The sequence below is a fragment of the Enterococcus sp. NPDC086594 genome (assembly GCF_044746145.1).
In the GTDB taxonomy this organism is placed as follows: Bacteria; Bacillota; Bacilli; order Lactobacillales; family Enterococcaceae; genus Enterococcus_D; species Enterococcus_D entomosocium.
In genome coordinates this window covers 421,627-440,696 of sequence record NZ_JBIVBP010000001.1, presented here as the reverse complement: position 1 = coordinate 440,696, position 19,070 = coordinate 421,627, and the positions used below count along the sequence as shown (strand labels likewise).

Genomic DNA, 19,070 nt, shown 5'->3' with positions numbered 1-19,070 from the left:
AGCTAACCTGATTGTGGAAAAAAATTCACTGACGCCGATTGAAAAGAGATAGAGCAATACGTTCGAGAGCAACAAAATATTGAATTTTGGGAACAATAATAAATAAAACGCAAACCGTGCAAAAGTATAGATATCATACTTTCGCACGGTTGTTTAGAGAACAGTAATTAATTTTTAATTTGGTTTCCTGTAGACAAGAATAATACACACTCTATCAATTAGAGGAAAAGAAACTGTATAGTTCAGGACGTATAGCCAAAGCTTGACTCATAGGTCCTTGTTTATCAAGTGTTGTAGTTATTCCAACGATCGAAGAGTTTTGAATGATGGGAGCGCCAATGGAGCCTTGCGAAACAGTGACGTCATGGAAAATTAACTCTGGTGTGTTGATCGCAAATGTTTGATTTCCCCACATAATCTGTTGCATAAGATTACCAGTATAACTTACAACATGAGACAAAACCGCTCCTTCTGTCGGTACAGCATAGTTTAACCGACCTGCTAAATGCTCTGATGGTGTATTCATCGTGATATAACCCATGTCATATCGTGGATCTGCTGAGTTGATCCATCCATTCATTGAAGTAAAACTGATTCCAGCATTCATTCCAGAGTATGGATCATCTGTTAGCGTTCCTCGCCCATCTTGGCTCGCGATCCATATTGTACTTATGATAGGCCAGCCTTTAAAGTCTTCCTGAGCATAGACCATACTTCCAGCTGTAACAAATCGATCTCGATCTATCAAAGCACCTGTCCCTTGCTTCATATAGAGTGAAGATCCATCAAGGAAATGGGTTTCAAGATATCCGCATTGCTTATAAGGGGATATGGTAGGGTCTGCCTTTATACGATTGTCTTCACCCAATACGATTGTCGGTGTTTTAGAAATCGGGTGTGTTTTGTCATCCGTAATGAATCCTTCAAATGAAATATCTAGATTACCAGTGAAACGACGCATATATTCTGCCATATCTTCTGCTCTTTCAATAGGTGTATTCCCACTAGGCATGTAATCAATTTCAGTCTCATAAGTTATTTTTTCATCTAGGTCATTGTCAAAGCCTTCTGCAGTTGCTACACTTGAATGAACAAATAATACAATGGGGATAATAAAAATACTCAACAAAAATTTGAGATTCTTCATTTTTTAATCTCCTTCTTCATAGTTTGACTTTGTTAATTACGTAAGTTGCTCAAAATTTCGAGTGACTGTATCAATGTTAAATTTGAAAAATGAATAGCTAAAACCTTGAAATAACTGTCCATGGAAATTGTTAATAAACTGAGTAACAATGCATTGTTTGGTTGTGGTGTTAGTTAAGAAACGCTCTTTAGTCAGTAAATCTAGTACCATAAACAAATAATGTATTTAAAGTTGTAAAAGAATAGTTTCTATTTATTAGAATCTTTCTTTGTTATTCGTATCTTACTAACTCAATTCCCATCGTCCCAGAGTTTCCTTTCATACTCTCTATTGGGTTTCCCCTAGTCAGAAACAGATGCTTTGCATCAATTTCTTTCATCCCATAAGAAACAGTCTGTTCCTTGTTTACAGATCCAATCAGTAATTTTTCATCAAAACTGATTCCTGTAATATACCCATTATATATAGAGCCATTAACCTCAACGATTAGAAAATGATTGGTAACATTGATCGTATAATAAGTTATCTCATCATCTTCGGTATAGAGCCATGTACCATTAAAAAAGGCGAGTGCTTCCAGTTCATCTTCTGACAATGTCAAATACTCGATCTTCTTTTCTTGATAAGACCAAGTAGCATATACGATACCTAGGATTAATATCAAGAAACATAACGAGTAAATTTTTCTGTTTTTCATATATGCTCTCCTTAAAAAAAGTTTATCAAATATCGAACATCAAAGATTCACATAAACAGATCTTTTCTTTCCTAATCGCTCAAGAGACTTTGTCAGTAGTGCCAAGAAAATAGGCCGGAATCTTGTTTCCATACTGATCCATGGGTTGAAATCAACTGACTATCAGGATTTAAAAGGTCGTATCCATAGCTTGCGGTACTCCATGGGTTCCATACTGAAATAGTTCTATAAAAATCAAAATTCGCATATCCTCTGACGACAAAAGCGTGTCTACCTTTTTTATAGTTTGAGCTTTGTCCTTCGGCAGAGACCCAATAGGGACGATTCGCATTGATTTCAGTAACAGTTTCCGTTACTGTTGCTACACCCCATCTATCTGTTATACCGCGGAACCCATGACTGGTTGCATAGCTAATACACTGAGCATTTGAAGCTGATTGGTTCGGTAAATTAGATGAATTAGGGTGCAGTGAACGCATCATTTGTTCAGCTGTCGGGGTTCTATTTTTTGTGTGATATCGAATAATTGATGTGGTAGCATAAGCGGCACACCAATTAGTTTGTCCTTGATTTTCCAAAAAATCTAAATGTAAATAATGCTGCCCTTGTGATCTTAATGATCTTTGCGTAGTTTTATTTGTAATAGGCAAAGTAAAGATAAGAGTGTCTTCGTATTCTTCTGTAAGTTCTTGATAGTCGAATTCATCCCATCTTAAATCACTTGGGGTGGTTACTCCTTCGGAGACCGGTGAATCATAGAACAGAGAAACTATTGAATCCTCATCGACTAAGTATAAATCAGCGTTTTTTTGTAGAAAGCCGACTCGCTCACTGTTTTCATTTTCGCCACTGAAGAAATCTGTTAACTCATCAATTAAATGTCCCGACATATTTGTTTCCCACTGATCAATATAAGAGTCGAAGTAACAAAAAATGGTTTTAATCAGTTCGTCTTGATGATACAAAGGAAAATAGTAATATGTTTCTTTTACATCATCGTCATAAACAGAAAATGGCATTCCCAGAGCTTTATCACCTGACGGTATTCCATCATCATTCAATAATATACTGTCAAAATAAATTAATCTCCCCTTGACTAGATCAATTAACTCCTCGGGAACCTCTTCTGATAAAAGTGTTGTATTATTTTCATTGTTCTGACCAACTGTGTCTTCCGCGTAAACGACATTAGTACCAAAAACGATAATAGCTATAGATAATAATGAAATAACTATTTTTTTTAAGTTTTTTCTTAACATAATGATTCTCTCCCTAATTAAACTAAAATAAACTTAAGCATCATCCATTAATTCCGTTCCGCAGTGGCCATCCTTCTGTTTCTTATTCACATATCACTCCTTTCGTGATTAATCTTCAGTACTGTTTAATTGTATAATATATCACAAATTTAAGCAAACGCTTTCATAATTTTGCAGAATAAAGACGTATATACGATAGTTTTTCTAAGGTGAATAAAAGAAGAGTTTTATTATCTAGTAGTCACTGTACAAAAAAGATTTACATAAATTATTTTTGGATGCTATTTTGAATTCTATTTGCTAGAAATTGACTGCAAATTATTGATATTTTATTTGTTCACCTTCTCTTAAAAAGCTTTATTCGACAATGTTTAATCGAAATGTTAGTTCGGATTTTAGTCGAAGATGTATCGGAAATAAGCAAACTGCCATTAAGCAAGGAATGGATCCTGTTTAATGGCAGTTTTTTATAATTTACTATGACATATCAAAGGAACCTCTAAGAATATGTATTAGAAAAGCAAATTTATAGAGAATAAACCTGCAATTTTTTCAATAATTAGAAAAAACCAGCCTCGTATTGTTCAAAATGTTTCAAAAACCACTTGACCTAAAGTCAACTCTAGGTGGTATCTTTTTAGATAGAAGAAATGAGCAGCGATTGTTGAAACTCAGAAAAATCACGATTCCCCTTTAGAATAACTTGCTATTTCTCGGTTTAACAGGAATTCTAAAAAGAGCGTCTAGCTCCGATTGCCGCATTTTTTTATTCCAGAGAACGATCTACTCATTTCGACTTCGTGTCTTTTTCCTTGTGAGTAAACACACGAATTATTCAAACATTTCTACAGGAGGTACGTACATGTTATTAGAAAAAATCAAAAGCCCTAAAGAGTTAAAAGAATTGACCAGTGGGCAACTTCAAGAACTGGTAGTAGAAGCACGAACTGCTTTATTGGAAAAAATCAGTCACCATGGGGGGCATAATGGCCCCAATCTGGGGATGGTTGAGATGACGATCGCGTTGCATAAAGTCTTTGATTCTCCCACAGATAAGCTGATTTTTGATGTGTCTCATCAGACTTATATCCATAAAATGCTGACAGGACGCGCCCATGCCTTTCTTGATGCTTCGCAGTATGATGCGGTTTCTGGTTACACAAATCCGAAAGAAAGCGAGCACGATCTCTTTACGGTCGGTCATACCTCCACCTCAGTTTCGTTGGCAAATGGTGTGGCGAAAGCCCGTGACCTAAAAAATGAAACGTATAACGTCGTTGCCGTGATTGGCGATGGTTCTCTATCAGGCGGTTTAGCGTTTGAAGGCTTGAACAATATCGTGGAATTAGGCACCAATACCATCGTGATCCTCAACGACAATGACCAATCGATTGCAGAAAACCATGGGGGGATGTACCAGAATTTGCGGGCATTGCGGGAAACCAAGGGACAAGCAGCAGACAATCTGTTCAAAGCGATTGGTTTTGAGTACCACTATTTGGATGAAGGAAATGATCTCGCTGCCTTGATCGCTTTATTTGAAAAAGTGAAAGACATTGATCATCCTGTTTTATTACACATTCATACGATCAAAGGCAAAGGCTTCAAGTTTGCGGAAGAAAATCGTGAAAAGTTTCATGCAGGCGGTCCCTTTCGTTTAGAAACCGGCGAATATATTTCTGCTGGCGGCAATCAAGTAACGTACAATAGCTTAACGACGGATTATTTATTAGAAAAAATGGCGACAGATCCTAAAGTCGTGGCAGTAAACGCTGGTACACCGATGCTGCTTTTTTCTCCAGAACAACGAGAAAAAGCAGGCAAACAATTTGTAGATGTAGGTATTGCAGAAGAACATGCGGTATCGATGGTTGCTGGGTTAGCAAAAAATGGCGCGAAACCTATCTGGGTCGTTTTTTCTACCTTTATGCAACGTAGTTTTGACCAAATCTCCCATGATTTAGCCTTAAATCATCTGCCTGGAACGATTTTGGTATACGGTGCATCGATCCACGGCATGAATGACGAGAGCCATTTGGGAATTTTTGATATTCCATTTTTGGCACATATTCCCAACCTTATTTATCTTGCGCCAACCTCTAAAGAAGAATATCTGGCAATGTTGGATTGGTCGCTGGAACAAGCCAACGCTCCGGTTGCGATCCGGGTACCGGTTGGACCTGTCAACGAAACGGTAAGAGCAGCCTCTACTGACTATAGCGATCAAAAAAATGAGGTGACTCAAGCTGGCACGCAGGTAGCTATCGTCGGTGTTGGAAACTTTTATGCGCTAGCAGAAGAGATCGCAGAACAATTGAAAATGCAACATGGAATTACGCCAACGGTGATCAATCCTAAGTTTATTTCAGAGGTCGACAAAGAGTTGCTGGATGCTGTGGCACGATCGCACAAACTCGTTGTCACGTTGGAAGACGGCATACGAGAGGGCGGCTATGGACAAATGATTGCCAGCTATCTTGGTGATCGTGAGATTGCCGTCAAAAACTATGGCTTAGAAAAGAAATTTTATGATAATTACCGGGCAGCAGACGTTTTATCTGAACTTGGTATCACTGCTGAGGAAATTACGAAAGATGTCATAGAACAGCTGCAGAAATAAGTTCTCTTAGGGTGTCTTGTGTAGCTGATAGGATTGTTAAAAAATGAATGATCGAAGGAAACCTTGCAGAAAAACAGACTGCAAGGTTTTTTTGCAAACAATCGGTGACGATTTGCAGCAAAATACAGAAGACCAATGCTTTTCAAGCATGAAGCCCAAGCGCGTTAAGCATTGGTCAACGAGGACAATCTAGCGAATAATAAGGTAATGAAAGGATCACTTTGTCATCTTGGGCTATTGGGTTCAGAGACAAGGAAGAAAAGGTGTTTTTAAGGAAAGGGGTAATTATGAAATTTTTTTCTATGAAGTTGTTGGCACTGTTGTCAGTGGCAATGGTCGTCTATTCGGCACCGGCGATCTCTGCCAATGTCCCAGCGATTGCGGCAAGCTTTCCAGAAGTTGATGCGGTCTACATTGGGTTACTGACCACGATTCCATCATTGTTTCTTTTACTGGGGATTTTTACTACCAGCATGATCGAAAAAAGGATCGGCAAAAAATACACGATGGTCACCGGCTTGGTCATTGTGGCAGTTTTTGGCACGCTGCCGGCATGGTATCAGGGAAGCTTTCCCGTCTTGTTTCTTTCGCGCGCGATTCTTGGCTTTGGGATCGGCTTATTCAATCGTTTGGCGCTTCAAATGATTAGTTTGTTGTTTCAAAATGAGCCGCAAAAGAAAGCCAAGGCCCTTGGGTTAGAAAGTGCCGTCGGTGGTTTAGGCGGTATCTTTATGACTTTGCTGGTAGGGCAGCTAGTGAAGATCAGTTGGGAGATCTCTTTCTTCGTTTATGGCTTTGCCTTGATCAGTCTCTTTTTTGTTCAGGTATTTATTCCCAACGAAACAAAAGCGACCACCGATGCGGCTCTGATAGCGAACGTCACGGTTTCAACAGAACGGAAACAAAAGTCATTTGTTTTGGGTGTGCTCTTGTTTCTGATCGTTGTCTTGTTTATCAACTACAATCTGCAGATCACCCCGTTGTTGTTGGAAAAAGGAATCGGTGATGCGACCGATGGCAGTAACATGATCGCCGCCATTGCGACGGGGGCATTTATCGCCGGCAATGCCTTTGGCTTGATATACAGCCGCCTACATCGCTGGTTGCTGCCCGTTGCGGCATTGCTTGCAGGAAGCAGCATCTATTTGACCTATCCCTTGCAGACGGTGGGGCTGCTCTTGGGTTGTTCTTTACTACTAGGCTTTGCCTTTCGCAATATCATGCCTTTTTTCACCCACTTGCTGACGACTGGTGGTGAAGCGGAAGCTAAGTTTGGCACGATCGTCTCGATCGTTGCTTACAATTTAGGAGTCACGTTAGCACCTTATGCATCACGCTTACTGATACTAGTCAGCGGCAATGAAACAGCAGGGATGCAGATGATCCTATCAGGGGGCTTGTTGGTTATGATTGGGATTGTGTCAGTGATCAGCAATCGCTATTTTCTTTATTTCGAGCGGGGAACTGCTGAAGAACTTGGGTAGCTGTTTTTAAAAGATTGAATGAAAAACTCTCTTACGATCGTCAATGTAAGAGAGTCTTTTTTTTAAGCAAATCTTTTCATCGGCTTGCTATTTTTTCCCTGCAAAATGCGTAAAACGGACAAACTGATTTTGGGCTTCTTCTTGTAAAAATTCTTTTGGTGTCAGCTGAAATTCTTGTTTAAAGCAGCGTAAAAAATGGGTATAGGAGTTGAAGCCGCAAGCTTCGAACGTGGCGGTGGCGCTTCTGGTTTTACGTAAAATTTCTTTGCTCTTTAAGAGTCGTTTCTTTACCACATAGGCATGAAAGGCGACGCCAGTTTCTTTTTTGAAGGTCCTTGAAAGCGAGTATGGGCTCATGAAAAGGGCTTTGGCGACGGTCTCTAAGGAGAGATCAGCGGTCAAATGCTGATTGATATAGGTAATAGCAGCCAAAATGTCTTTATTTTTATAGAGTGAGTCGGATAAAAATAGCGGTTCTCTTTCCTGATAGGCAATCGTATTGATGGAAATCAAAAACGCAATCAAATGATTTTGATAAAGTAAGTCGGTGCCATAATTGCTATCCGTTTTTTTGCGTAAAGGACGCAATAGCTGGTCTAGTTGGTCGGCATCGATCGATAAAATACGACTGTTGATGCCGCCGTTGCTACGAAAACAGGCAGTGAGATCTGTTTGGGTAGTGGAGAGGGCAGCGAGATAACTAGGATTGATATACAGGTAGGTTCGCTCGAAAAAATCAGAAGTTTGATGAACGATTCGATGCAAGACGTTTGGAGGAATCAAGATGATCGTACCAGGTTCTAGAGGGAATTCTCCGCCATCGATAAAGAAGACCGCTGATCCTTTTAAGGTACAGTGAATCTCATAAAAACTATGGTAATGATAAAGGGTATTGTTTTCTTCTACGATGTCTTTGATATGAAAGGCCTCAAAACGATCGTTGATCATCGTATCCGCACTTTGCTTCTCCATGATTGGCTCCTTTCGTACTCGTTTGTTTTTATCATACAAGAATAGATAGTAAAGTGTCAATAACTGCTATTTTTGTGTAAATGTAAGCGTGTTACGATCAATCTATCAAAGAGAAATGAGAGGATGAACCCAATGGTGATTTTAGAACAGTTATTTGTGGAAAAACGTGTTGTAGAAGAAAAAATTGATCGCATGATCGAAAATTTAACGACGATCAAGGATGATAATGGCGAATTTCTATTAGACTTTGACGGCTTGATCGTTGATGATAAAAGCTGGGGGATTTGGAACTGGCCGCAAGGGGTGGGACTATACGGCATTTATAAAAACTACCAAATCACCAAAAATCCCAAAGCGCTCCAAGTTGTGGAAGAATGGTTTGAGCAGCGGATGTTAGAAGGCGCGCCGCCTAAAAATGTCAACACGATGGCGCCGCTTTTGGCAATGGCGTATCTTTATGAAGACACCAAAGATTCTCGTTACTTGCCGTACCTTGAACAATGGGCGGAATGGGTCATGCATGATATGCCGCGAACCGATGAAAATGGTCTGCAGCATGCGACCTATGGACCAGAAAATCGCAACCAGCTTTGGGACGATACCTTGATGATGACCGCTTTGCCTTTGGCGAAAATTGGCATGTTGCTGAATCGTCCGGCCTATATCGAAGAAGCAAAACAACAATTTATGATCCATATCAAATACTTAGTTGATAAAAAAACTGGTCTTTGGTTCCACGGCTGGACCTTTGAAGAACGCCACAATTATGCGCAAGCGCTTTGGGCAAGAGGCAACTGCTGGATCACCATTGCGATTCCTGAGATCATTGACATTCTCGACTTGCAAGAAGGAGATGCGTTACGAGGCTTCTTGATCAATACCCTCTTAGACCAACTAGCTGCCTTGCAAGAAATGCAAGATGAAAGTGGTTTGTGGCACACCTTGTTAGATGATCCTAGCTCGTATGTGGAGGCTTCTGCGACGGCTGGTTTTGCCTATGGGATTTTAAAAGCCGTTCATAAGCGTTACATTGACAAAGCTTGGGAAGATGTTGCCTATAAAGCGTTAGCCGGTTTGATCGAACAAGTCGCAGAAGATGGAGAAGTCCAAAATGTTTCCATCGGTACTGGAATGGGAGAAGACTTGGAGTACTACAAAAACATCGCGATTACAGCAATGCCTTACGGGCAATCACTGACAGTTTTAGCATTTACTGAACTATTGGTTTCATTTTGTTAAGTTAAACACCTTACGTAATAAAGAGAGGAGCAGACAAAGATGATCAAAAAAGCGATTCGGATGAAGCTACATCCTGGTTATGAAGCAGAATATGAAAAACGGCATCGCGAACTATGGCCAGAACTAAAAGAGCAGCTCATAGCACACGGGGCGAAAAGCTACCAGATTTTCTTAGATACAGAAAGCCTTGCGTTGTTTGGCTACCTTGAGATTGAAGATGAAACCCGCTGGCAGCAGTTAGCGGCAACCGAGATCAACCAAAAATGGTGGCAGTACATGGCAGAACTTATGGAAACAAATCCGGATGATTCGCCAGTGACACAGGAGTTAAAGGAAGTCTTTACGCTGTAAGCTAGACAAAAATGTTTATTTCTTAAAACGAACACGGTCGTATCAATTGTTTGACATCAATTACTGGTTAGTCAAAGAGGTAGTTCGCTCACGAATGTGAGCGGACTACCTCTTTTGTTGAAATAGCAACACAGTCATTTCGGATAGAAGAAACGTTAAGAGAGAAGTGCTTTTTCTTGCTGCTTCAAAAATTTCTTTGGTGTCATACCGGTAATCTTTTTAAACGTTTGAACAAAATATTCGGGGGCATTACTAAAGCCCGTCATCGCTGCCACTTCGTAGACTTTGTAGTTTTTCTTCAGCAGTTCTTGTGCTTTTTGGATGCGGTATTCGGCTAATTTTTGATTGAAGCGAATCCCGGTTTCTTTGTAATAGGTTTTTCCTAAGTATTCAGGATTTAAGTACAAAAGATGGGCGGCGATCCATTTCAATGACAATGCTTCATGGTCATAATATTCTTCGATGATCAGGTTGACTTTTTGGGACAGCTGCATGTTCTCGCTATCGTCTAAGCTGCCCCGCATCAAATCGATACAGTGAAGCAGCATAAACTGGAGTTCGTGCCAATTATTCAAGAGCATGATCTTTGGGGAATAGTCATCAAAGTAGATGTCTTTTTTGATGCGATGGTTTTCAAAAATTGCCGATAACAAATCGTTGACCTGCAGCCGCAATAGTTGGACAGGGTAAAGCTCCATGCGACAGGTAGAAAAAAAGTTTTCCGTAAGAACTTGGGCTAAAGTCAGTTCGCCTTTGTCGATCAATGCCAAAAGTTTTTCACGGTATTCCATATAGAGACCATTTTCATAGACATTTTCTTGTGAGATTTGGGCTTCTTGGATGACTTCAAAGGTATCAAAATAAAACTCCTTATCCAAGTTCCGCTTGCCTAAATGATAACTGAGTAAAAATTTTTCGGGGGTTTCGACCCAGCAATTGATGGCGATCCCTTTTCCTAGATGCGCAGCCTGTACCTTCGTTTTAAAAAAGAGATTAAAGGTATTTTCCGTACTGAAGTTCAGGATATAGCCAACTTTGTTTTGATGACCGATCACCAACTCGTGATGGTTCTCATAGCTTTCGATCCGCTTGGCGATGGCGTGATAGAATTTCGAATCAAATAAGTACATACAAAATGGAAAAACGAACGATTCAGGCAGCGGTTCTTCTCCGCAGCTATTGATGTATTGTTCAATTTGTTGTTTTAAATAGAGGGTAGATTCCATTTGACGACGTTCAGAACGTTCGATCGTCTCAGCCAACGCTTCTGAAAGCTTGCTCGGAAAAACAGGTTTTTCAAGGAAAAATTTGACCCCTAAAGCCATCGCTTCTTTGGCAAAGGAGAAGCTGCCAAAGCCTGTCAAAATAATGATTTGAATCGCAGGATTGATGGCTTTTAATTTTTTGATCAAGGCAAGTCCATTGACTTTAGGCATATTGATGTCGGTAATCACGATGTCGATGGTGTTTTGCTGACAAAATGCCAAGGCTTCTTCACTGTCTGTGTAAATTCCTTTGACCACTAATGGGAAATCAAAAGAAGCAACGAGGTTAGCCACACCATTTGCTATCAAGGGTTCATCGTCAACAACGAGGATATTTTTCATGTTTCACTCACTCCTTTTAAGGGGATCACAAAGCGCACCGTCGTCTTTTTGAAGGGAATCGAGGAGACGATGGCTAAGGACGCTTGATCACCATAATGCAGTTGCAATCGTTTTTGAATATTGGTCAATCCGATGCCGCCTTCTTTTTCAATCGAGAAGTTGGCTTTAAAACCAGGGCCATTGTCAGAGACACTGACTTGGAGAAAGGTTGCTTGTTGTTCAATCGTAAGGACGAGGCGACACGTCTCCTTCATATCATTGACGGCGTATTTAAAGACATTTTCAATCAATGGTTGAATCAGTAACTTAGGAATTTTAAAGGACAAGTCATTCACCAAAATTACTTCGATATACTCGATCCGTTTCCCGAAGCGAACGTTTTGAATATTGATATAGGCGTGCACGATATCTAATTCATCTTGTAGCGTTGTGAAGTCAGACTTGGTATCGATTTTTTTTCGAAACAAATAGGCAAGGGAGGTGACCATCTCTGAGATCTGCCACTGCTGATTTTCAATGGCGATCCAGTTGATCGAGTCTAACGTATTGTATAGAAAATGTGGATCTAATTGCGCTTGCAATCCTTTAAATTCGATTTCTTGGGACAATATACGCATTTCATAATTGTCCTTGATCAAGGCATTTAATTCATCGATCATCGTATTATAGCTTTCATAAAGGACCATGATCTCTTCTTGACTATTTTCTGGGACAGCGAGGGTCTTTAAAGAGGCCAGTTTTTTCGTTTTCCGCAGAACGGCCATTTGCGAAGCCAAGTCAGCTAAAGGGCGGGTCAGCTGATTGCTTATTTTCCGAATCACAACAATAATCAAACATAAAAAAGGCAAACTCACAGCGATGGAAAGGCCTTGTAGTTTATAAAGATCAGCTAAGACTTGATTTTCAGGCAGTAAATAAATGAAGGTCATATTCGGCATCGTCTTCCGATCCATTGCGTAGTAGTACTGGCGATTATCAAACGTCATGGAGCCGATCGATCGCTGGAAGGTTTCCATTTTTTGCTGCAAGGTATTTTGATCCGCAGCGAGGGTTTGCTCGTCATTTGCGGTACTATAAAATTGGTTCTGATACGCCATGAAAAATTGGTTTTGTTCGGAGACAATGGGAAGACTTTCGATCTCGTTACGAAAGAAGGACGTATTCACTAGAAATATCACCGTACCAATATAGGTTAAAGAAAGATCGGCTGTTGAATAGATTTTTCGCAGGTAGACACCTTGAGAAAGGTCCTTTGCAAAAAACCAACTCCCTTTGGCAGGCTTATCGGGCAAAGTCTCGATCATATCTTTGATGGTTTGGCCATTAAAGATATGGTCGGTCTCGGCTAGAAAGTTGATCATGTTTTCGTTCGTTGGGGTAAAGAGATAGACGTTTTGAATCGTTGATTCATTGCGTACGAGGGCGTTGATTTCTGCACTTAAGGCATTCTTTTGGTCGATCGCCTCTAAGGATTGCAAGGAATCTTGTGCCAAGATCCTTTGTAGGCCATTTTGGATCGGTGCACTATCGATAATGCGAAAAGAGAGGGTTTCGACGGCAGTTAAACGCTTGGCGATATTTGTTGAAATGATCGAGACATCTTTATACGCGGCTTCTTTCAGCTGCGCCATGTAGACTTGTCGCCAAACTAAGGTCAGGAGAACAGCCAATGAGACGATAATTGCCACCGTCGCAAAAAAGACAAAATGTAACTGTCGCTCAAAAGGCTGCTTTTTAAAGTGATTGATCAGCTTCTGGGACTTCATGGACACTGCCTCGCTTTGCTTGCAATTGTTTGGTTTTTTCAATCATCTGACCATGAAAAAATTCAGCGAAGAACAAGAAAATCACCAGTCCAAAGACGAGTAACAAAGAGGTTTTGGCAGTCAATAAGAGAAACAATAAATACCAGGTAAACAACAAGGCAAGGCCTTGCAGTGGGTAGCGAAAGACTAGAAAGATACTGACGTACAAGGTCTGTTTCCAAGCGTGTTGTTCGGCTTTGGCATAGGTCATAAAGCTGATGAATGCAGTGTAAAGGAGGAGAATCGTTAAAAGTAAATAGACAGGACGCAGCCAAGCCATTTCAGTCGGGAAAAAATGAGTAATCCGTAAGTTAAACAACAACAGGAGTACTGTACTTAATAGTCCAATGCCAAAAAGGGAAAAGGTGCGAAAGGCTTGCTTGTAGGCTTGCCAGAAGGCAACAGCTGAATAGTCATGACCAGTTTTACGAAAATCATGTAAACATTTGATCGTGACAGCGGTGGCAGGACCGAAGCCAAAAATCCCCAACCCTAAAAGGGTAAAGAAAAGCCATAAAAGGTTTAATTTAGCAAAATAAGCTGTTACCGTAAAAAGACGAAACAGTCCGGTTTGTATTTTTTTCATTGTTTCCACCTACCTTGTTTTTTGAAAAGTAAGCCTTTTCAACGCTAGTATAGCATAGTATATTGGAAAAAATAGAGCATGTCTGTTTTTTTACATTTTTCATCTGTTTTTCTATTTTTTTCTAGCTATTGCCCGTGAAGGCTTAGCCTTCAGCAAAAACGACAGTCTAGTTTTTCACATATTTGCTCTTGTTTTTTCATTTTTATTAACGAGGATTTCCATTACAATCACCTTGTAAGCGCAAACAAAAAGGAGTGTAGAAGAATGAAGAAAACTTTTTTAAAAGCAGCGAGCTTGTTGTTTCTTGGTGCGACCTTAGCAGCTTGTGGCAATAACGGCAATAGTAGCGGAAGCTCAGAAGCTGATGCAGATGGGAAAACGACGATTTCCTTTACCTGGTGGGGCTCAGAAGTCAGACACGAGAAGTATATCGAATCGATCAAAGAATTTGAGAAACAAAATCCTGACATCAAAGTTGAATATGAATATGGTTCTTGGGATGACCATTGGAAAAAACTAGCGACAAAAGCGGCTTCTGGAGAATTACCTGATGTGATCCAGATGGATGTGCAGTACATTGCGCAATATGGAACGAAAAATCAATTAGCAGATATGTCGGAATTTATCGGCAATGAGATTCAAACCGATGATATCAAAGAATCGATTTTAGCAACAGGCGAGTTAGATGGAAACGTTTTCGGCATACCAACTTCTGTCAATACTATGGCGATGCTCTACAATCCATCATTGGTAGAACAAGGGGGCACTGGGATTGACTTTAGCAATTATACCTTCGATGACCTTGTAGAAAGTACGGCAGCGATCGCTGAAGCAACAGGTGATTACGGTTGGAACGATAACAATGACAACAGTACGATTTTGCAATACTTTTTACGTACTAAAGGCGAAGATCTATACCAATACGATGCAGACGGCAAACCAGAGATCGGTTTTACCAAAGAAAACTGGGTTGAATTTATGGGGGCTATCGCAGATCTTACGGAAGCCAAAGCAATGCCAACCGCAGAAGTGACTAGCAATGCCAACAGTATGGATCAATATCCGTTTTCACAAGGAAAAGCAGCTTATATGATGACTTGGTCCAATCAATACTTGACCTATAAAGCCTCCGCCGCAGAAGATGTCGAAATCAATTTGGCTCGTCCTTTTGACTCAGAAAACGGGGCGATGGCGTATCGACCAGGGTTCTTTTATTCGATCGCGAATGCTTCTGAATCAAAAGAAGCAGCTGCGAAGTTTGTTGACTTTTTAGTGAATAGTGAAGAAGCCAATAAGATCATCGGTACTGAGCGGGGAATTCCTTCCAATGATGCCATCAAAGAATTGCTTTATGCCGACATGACACCAGAAGAACAAGAGTCCTCTGATTTCTTAGATGATATTGCAGACATCGTCGGTGATCCATCCCCAATCCCACCAATTGGGTTTGCTGAAATCAACACGTACTTTAAAGAGCTGTACGCAGAGATCACTTATGGCACGATGACACCAGAAGAAACTTATGATGCCTTTACGCAACGCTGCGAAGAAATTTTTGCAGAAAACTATCAATAAGCATAGATGCGGCGCCTTTACTGACTTTTTCAGTAAAGGCGTTTTTTTAGGAGAAGCACTGGAGGAAAAAAATATAGGTCCTCTAGTTTTTCACATTTCTGTGCTTTTTTTTCTATTCATTCTTAAGAAGTACTTCGTTAAAATCAACTTGTAAGCGTAATCAACTATAGGAGGTAGGAAGTGAAAATTATGGAACTACAATCAAAATCACCCACGGCCAAAGAACCTGGGAAACTCAAAAGCTGGTTTAATCGATTACCAGAATCAAAACAGAATATGGTTACAGGCTACTTATTTATCTCACCCTTCATCATTGGCTTTTTTGCTTTTATAATCGTCCCGATGGGGATTTCTCTTTTTATGTCTTTTCATGACTATGATCTATTGACAGAGGCGCAATTTGTTGGCTGGAATAACTTTATAACGATTTTTACGAATGATCCCAAGTTTGTTCAGTCACTGACTGTTACGCTGAAATATGTTGTGTTGGCAGTCCCTTTACGGCTGATCGTCGCATTAGCAGTGGCGATGCTGATCAACCGCCCATCGAAATTAAGCGGCGCTTATCGGGTATTATTTTATATCCCTTCGATTTTAGGTGGGAGCGTGGCGGTATCGATCATGTGGCGGAATCTTTTTGGCGATTCAGGGTTGATCAATGGCGTGCTAGCGGCGATCGGCTTAGACCCGATCTACTTCTTTAAAAGTCCTGGCTTAGCGTTGATGACCTTGATTTTATTAGCAGCGTGGCAATTTGGCTCGTCGATGTTGATTTTCTTATCCGGTTTGAAAAATATTCCGAAAGATTATTACGAAGCGGCGGAAATTGATGGGGCAGGAAAAATCAGACAGTTTTTCAATATCACGGTCCCAGTCCTGACGCCAATCATCTTTTTCAATCTGATCTATCAAACGATCATGGCCTTTTTGACCTTTACACCTGCGTTTATCATTTCGAATGGGACGGGTTCACCCCGTAACGGCACGTTAGTCTATTCCTTGTACATGTATCAACGAGCCTTTACCGATTTCAAAATGGGCTATGCTTCAGCCTTAGCGTGGATTTTACTGGTCATCGTTGGGTTGATTACGATTCTGTTGTTCGCAACATCGAAATTTTGGGTGTTTAAAGAAAACGAGGAGGTTTGATTGATGCGTGAACAAAAACAAAATTATTTCTTTGATGCCGTGATCTTAGTTGCTGCATTACTGATGCTTTATCCGATTTTCTGGCTGCTGTTTAGTGCCTTTAAACCTAGTAGTGACATTTTTCGAACGGCAACGGAGTTGATCCCCCGCAGCTGGACGTTAGAAAACTTTACCAAGGGGTTTGAAGGGATCGCAGGGATTCCCTTCATTCGCTATATTTTCAACTCATTGCAAATCGCGTTGATTTCAATGGTAGGGGCGGTCTGTTCTTCGGCTGTCATTTCTTATGGATTTGGTCGGATTCCTTTCAAAGGAAAAGGCTTTTGGTTTGCTTGTATCTTGGTCACGATGATGCTACCGCAAGAGATCATCATGGTGCCTCAGTATCTTTGGTTTAATCAATTAGGCTGGCTTAACTCGATTCGTCCAGTGACCGTTCCTTCATACTTCGGACAAGCCTTCTTTATTTTCATGATGGTCCAATTCGTCTCTGCGATCCCGACAGATTTAGATGAAGCAGCAAAAATGGACGGCTGTGGACGGGTCGGTATTTTCTTCCGCGTGATTCTACCGTTGATGAAGCCTTCCTTGGCAAACGCTGCGATCTTCTCTTTCTATTGGAAATGGGAAGAACTGATCGGACCGATGCTGTACCTCACACGTCCGCAAAACTACACGGTATCGATTGCCTTGAAGCAGTTCCTGGATGCTAGCAGCACCTCCAATTGGGGAGCCATGTTCGCGATGTCTGTGGTCTCCTTGCTGCCTGTGTTGATCATTTTCTTTATTTTCCAAAAATACATTGTTGAAGGCATCAGCACGACTGGTCTTAAATAAGTATGGAAAAAGATATTCGCTGTTTTGGAATATCTTTTTTCTATTGAATGAATTCGTTGAAGAAAGGACAAACCGATGGAACCATTTCAAGTAATTGATTTTCATGTCGTACCAAGCACGATCGGCGCTCATCAAGCGACCCTTATTTGGGAGAAGCCGCTGCACGCTCAAGCTATTTTTGGTTATCAATTGTTTTTAGACAACGATTTGATCCAAACCAGACCAACAAACAAGACGCATTGGACGTTGACAAACTTATCTGCCGATCAAACGTATCAAGTAACGATCATCTGCCTCGATCTTCAGGGATGTCTGCTTACAAATACCGCAGTCACGACGACCTTTCGTACAAAGAAAAAAAGTGTTGTGTTAGATGTTACGCAAGCACCATACCATGCTGATAGCGAAGGCAAAGAAGATAGTACCGCCATTCTCCAGCAAGCGATCAACGATTGTCCTAGCAACGGCACAGTCTGGATCCCAACAGGGGCGGTGATCCTTTCCGGTGCGTTGGAGCTAAAAAGCAATATGATTTTTCAGGTAGATGGCACATTGCAAGCAAGCCTCGACATAGAAACGTATCGGGTTGCCCCTCACGATTATTTAGGAAGCGTGAATCAAGAGGGGTTGCCATTAAGCCGTTATGAAGGCTGGGAATTGTTTTGTTTTCGTTCATTGATCAACATTGGGTATATCGATCGGGGCGATCGAGGGCGTATCGTTTGTGAAAATGTCCGTCTTTGTGGCAAAGGAACGATCATTGGTGGCGGGAATCCATTAGGACTAGCGATGCGAAACCCTTATGCAGACCGTGAACAGTATCCAGAATATGTTTCTGATGGAAAACCTGGAAGACGAGTAAGGGGACGTTTGATCTGTATGATGCAGGCCAAAAACATCCATTTGACAGAGCTGACGTTGAGTGATCCACCATGCTGGACTGTTCATATGATTTACTGTGACACCGTTGTGACCCATGGGGTGACTATTCAGTCCAAAGGCATCGACAATGGCGATGGTTGGGACCCAGATTCTTCGCAAAATTTGCTGATTTTTGACACCGTTTTTGATACGGGCGATGATTGTATCGCAATCAAATCTGGCAAAAATCCAGAAGGAAATCAGATCAATAGACCAGCGAAAAATATTCGGCTGTTTGATTTGGCTATTCGAGGGGGACATGGCATCGCGATTGGTAGTGAGCAATCTGGTGGTGTTGAAAATATCGCTTTTCGAGATTGTCAACTGACCAATACGCTTTATGGACTAGAATTGAAAGCGCAGAATGATCGTGGTGGCTATATTCGTCAAGTGACGATCACCGATTGCCTGTTGGATCGTTTCATGGCTCATCCTGTTGCTTACAATGCCGATGGTCAGGCAGCACAACAGTTACCGATCATTTCGGATATTTTGGTCAAGAATACCCGTATCGTAGGGCAGAACCCTTTGGTCGAGCTAAAAGGGTTTGTCGATGAACAAACACAGCAGGTTTCACCGATCCAACGCGTTACTTTTGAGTCAGTTGCCTTTGAATCAGCTAAAGGGCAAAAGAAAATGATTTTTGAACAGTGTCAGGAGGTCAGCTTTAAAGAGGCAGCGATCATTGATCGAGCGGCCATAAGTGACGCAATAAGTTGCCAAGAAACAGTCGAACTATCCATGGTGGGGCAAAAGAAACGCACGTAGAACAAGCTTTTGGAAATGATCTGCGTTGGTTTTCCCAATGAGAAACAGTTAGT

General features: G+C 41.0%; 15 protein-coding genes. 8 read left to right on the top strand and 7 right to left on the bottom strand.

Features of this window, described 5'->3' with window-relative positions; genetic code table 11:
• Window positions 1–214 precede the first annotated feature (214 nt).
• From ACIPK1_RS02010 to ACIPK1_RS02000, 3 genes are all read right to left on the bottom strand, one after another.
• A complete protein-coding gene (locus ACIPK1_RS02010; RefSeq protein ID WP_301389880.1) occupies window positions 215–1,147 on the bottom strand; it encodes a serine protease in 933 nt (310 codons plus the stop codon).
• 271 nt (window positions 1,148–1,418) lie between these two features.
• Window positions 1,419–1,844 (bottom strand): hypothetical protein, encoded by a 426-nt coding sequence (locus ACIPK1_RS02005; protein ID WP_301389879.1) that lies wholly within the window; start codon window positions 1,842–1,844, stop codon window positions 1,419–1,421.
• 92 nt (window positions 1,845–1,936) lie between these two features.
• Complete coding sequence (locus tag ACIPK1_RS02000) at window positions 1,937–3,103, bottom strand: C47 family peptidase (RefSeq protein WP_301389878.1); 1,167 nt, start codon at window positions 3,101–3,103, stop codon at window positions 1,937–1,939.
• An 862-nt stretch (window positions 3,104–3,965) separates the two neighbouring features.
• Between ACIPK1_RS02000 and ACIPK1_RS01995 the strand changes: the two genes are divergently transcribed.
• Both ACIPK1_RS01995 and ACIPK1_RS01990 read left to right on the top strand, forming a co-directional pair.
• Window positions 3,966–5,723, top strand: coding sequence for a 1-deoxy-D-xylulose-5-phosphate synthase (locus ACIPK1_RS01995; protein ID WP_301388804.1), 1,758 nt, complete (start codon window positions 3,966–3,968; stop codon window positions 5,721–5,723).
• 287 nt (window positions 5,724–6,010) lie between these two features.
• Complete coding sequence (locus tag ACIPK1_RS01990) at window positions 6,011–7,207, top strand: MFS transporter (protein ID WP_301388802.1); 1,197 nt, start codon at window positions 6,011–6,013, stop codon at window positions 7,205–7,207.
• An 87-nt stretch (window positions 7,208–7,294) separates the two neighbouring features.
• Here ACIPK1_RS01990 and ACIPK1_RS01985 read toward each other — a convergent pair whose 3' ends face one another.
• The gene (locus ACIPK1_RS01985) at window positions 7,295–8,179 is read right to left on the bottom strand and encodes an AraC family transcriptional regulator (RefSeq protein WP_400449808.1); all 885 of its coding nucleotides are present in this window, start codon (window positions 8,177–8,179) and stop codon (window positions 7,295–7,297) included.
• A 132-nt stretch (window positions 8,180–8,311) separates the two neighbouring features.
• Here ACIPK1_RS01985 and ACIPK1_RS01980 point away from each other — a divergent pair, with 132 nt between their 5' ends.
• Both ACIPK1_RS01980 and rhaM read left to right on the top strand, forming a co-directional pair.
• Window positions 8,312–9,418: a glycoside hydrolase family 105 protein gene (locus ACIPK1_RS01980; RefSeq protein WP_008380741.1), complete on the top strand. Its 1,107-nt coding sequence runs from the start codon at window positions 8,312–8,314 to the stop codon at window positions 9,416–9,418.
• A 39-nt stretch (window positions 9,419–9,457) separates the two neighbouring features.
• Window positions 9,458–9,769, top strand: coding sequence for an L-rhamnose mutarotase (gene rhaM / locus ACIPK1_RS01975; protein ID WP_400449806.1), 312 nt, complete (start codon window positions 9,458–9,460; stop codon window positions 9,767–9,769).
• Between the two features lie 155 nt (window positions 9,770–9,924).
• Here the strand turns inward: rhaM and ACIPK1_RS01970 are convergent, their stop codons facing one another.
• Genes ACIPK1_RS01970 through ACIPK1_RS01960 form a run of 3 tightly spaced genes read right to left on the bottom strand, consistent with a single transcriptional unit; the run spans window position 9,925 to window position 13,767 of the window.
• Complete coding sequence (locus ACIPK1_RS01970) at window positions 9,925–11,376, bottom strand: response regulator (protein ID WP_400449804.1); 1,452 nt, start codon at window positions 11,374–11,376, stop codon at window positions 9,925–9,927.
• Entirely contained in the window at window positions 11,373–13,142 is a 1,770-nt protein-coding gene (locus ACIPK1_RS01965; RefSeq protein WP_008380747.1) for a sensor histidine kinase, read from the bottom strand. Before ACIPK1_RS01965 ends, ACIPK1_RS01970 begins: the two co-directional genes overlap by 4 nt.
• The gene (locus ACIPK1_RS01960; RefSeq protein ID WP_010749870.1) at window positions 13,111–13,767 is read right to left on the bottom strand and encodes a DUF624 domain-containing protein; all 657 of its coding nucleotides are present in this window, start codon (window positions 13,765–13,767) and stop codon (window positions 13,111–13,113) included. The genes ACIPK1_RS01965 and ACIPK1_RS01960 overlap by 32 nt, the downstream gene beginning before the upstream one ends.
• A gap of 264 nt (window positions 13,768–14,031) precedes the next feature.
• On the opposite strand from ACIPK1_RS01960, the gene ACIPK1_RS01955 reads away from it, so the two are divergent.
• The 4 genes from ACIPK1_RS01955 to ACIPK1_RS01940 all read left to right on the top strand — a co-directional run bounded on the left by ACIPK1_RS01955 (window position 14,032) and on the right by ACIPK1_RS01940 (window position 19,017).
• A complete protein-coding gene (locus ACIPK1_RS01955; RefSeq protein WP_016612696.1) occupies window positions 14,032–15,342 on the top strand; it encodes an ABC transporter substrate-binding protein in 1,311 nt (436 codons plus the stop codon).
• 189 nt (window positions 15,343–15,531) lie between these two features.
• Entirely contained in the window at window positions 15,532–16,491 is a 960-nt protein-coding gene (locus tag ACIPK1_RS01950) for a carbohydrate ABC transporter permease (protein ID WP_016621592.1), read from the top strand.
• A 3-nt stretch (window positions 16,492–16,494) separates the two neighbouring features.
• Entirely contained in the window at window positions 16,495–17,328 is an 834-nt protein-coding gene (locus ACIPK1_RS01945) for a carbohydrate ABC transporter permease (RefSeq protein WP_005234188.1), read from the top strand.
• Window positions 17,329–17,403: 75 nt separating this feature from the next.
• Window positions 17,404–19,017, top strand: coding sequence for a glycosyl hydrolase family 28 protein (locus tag ACIPK1_RS01940; protein ID WP_016621591.1), 1,614 nt, complete (start codon window positions 17,404–17,406; stop codon window positions 19,015–19,017).
• Window positions 19,018–19,070 lie beyond the last annotated feature (53 nt).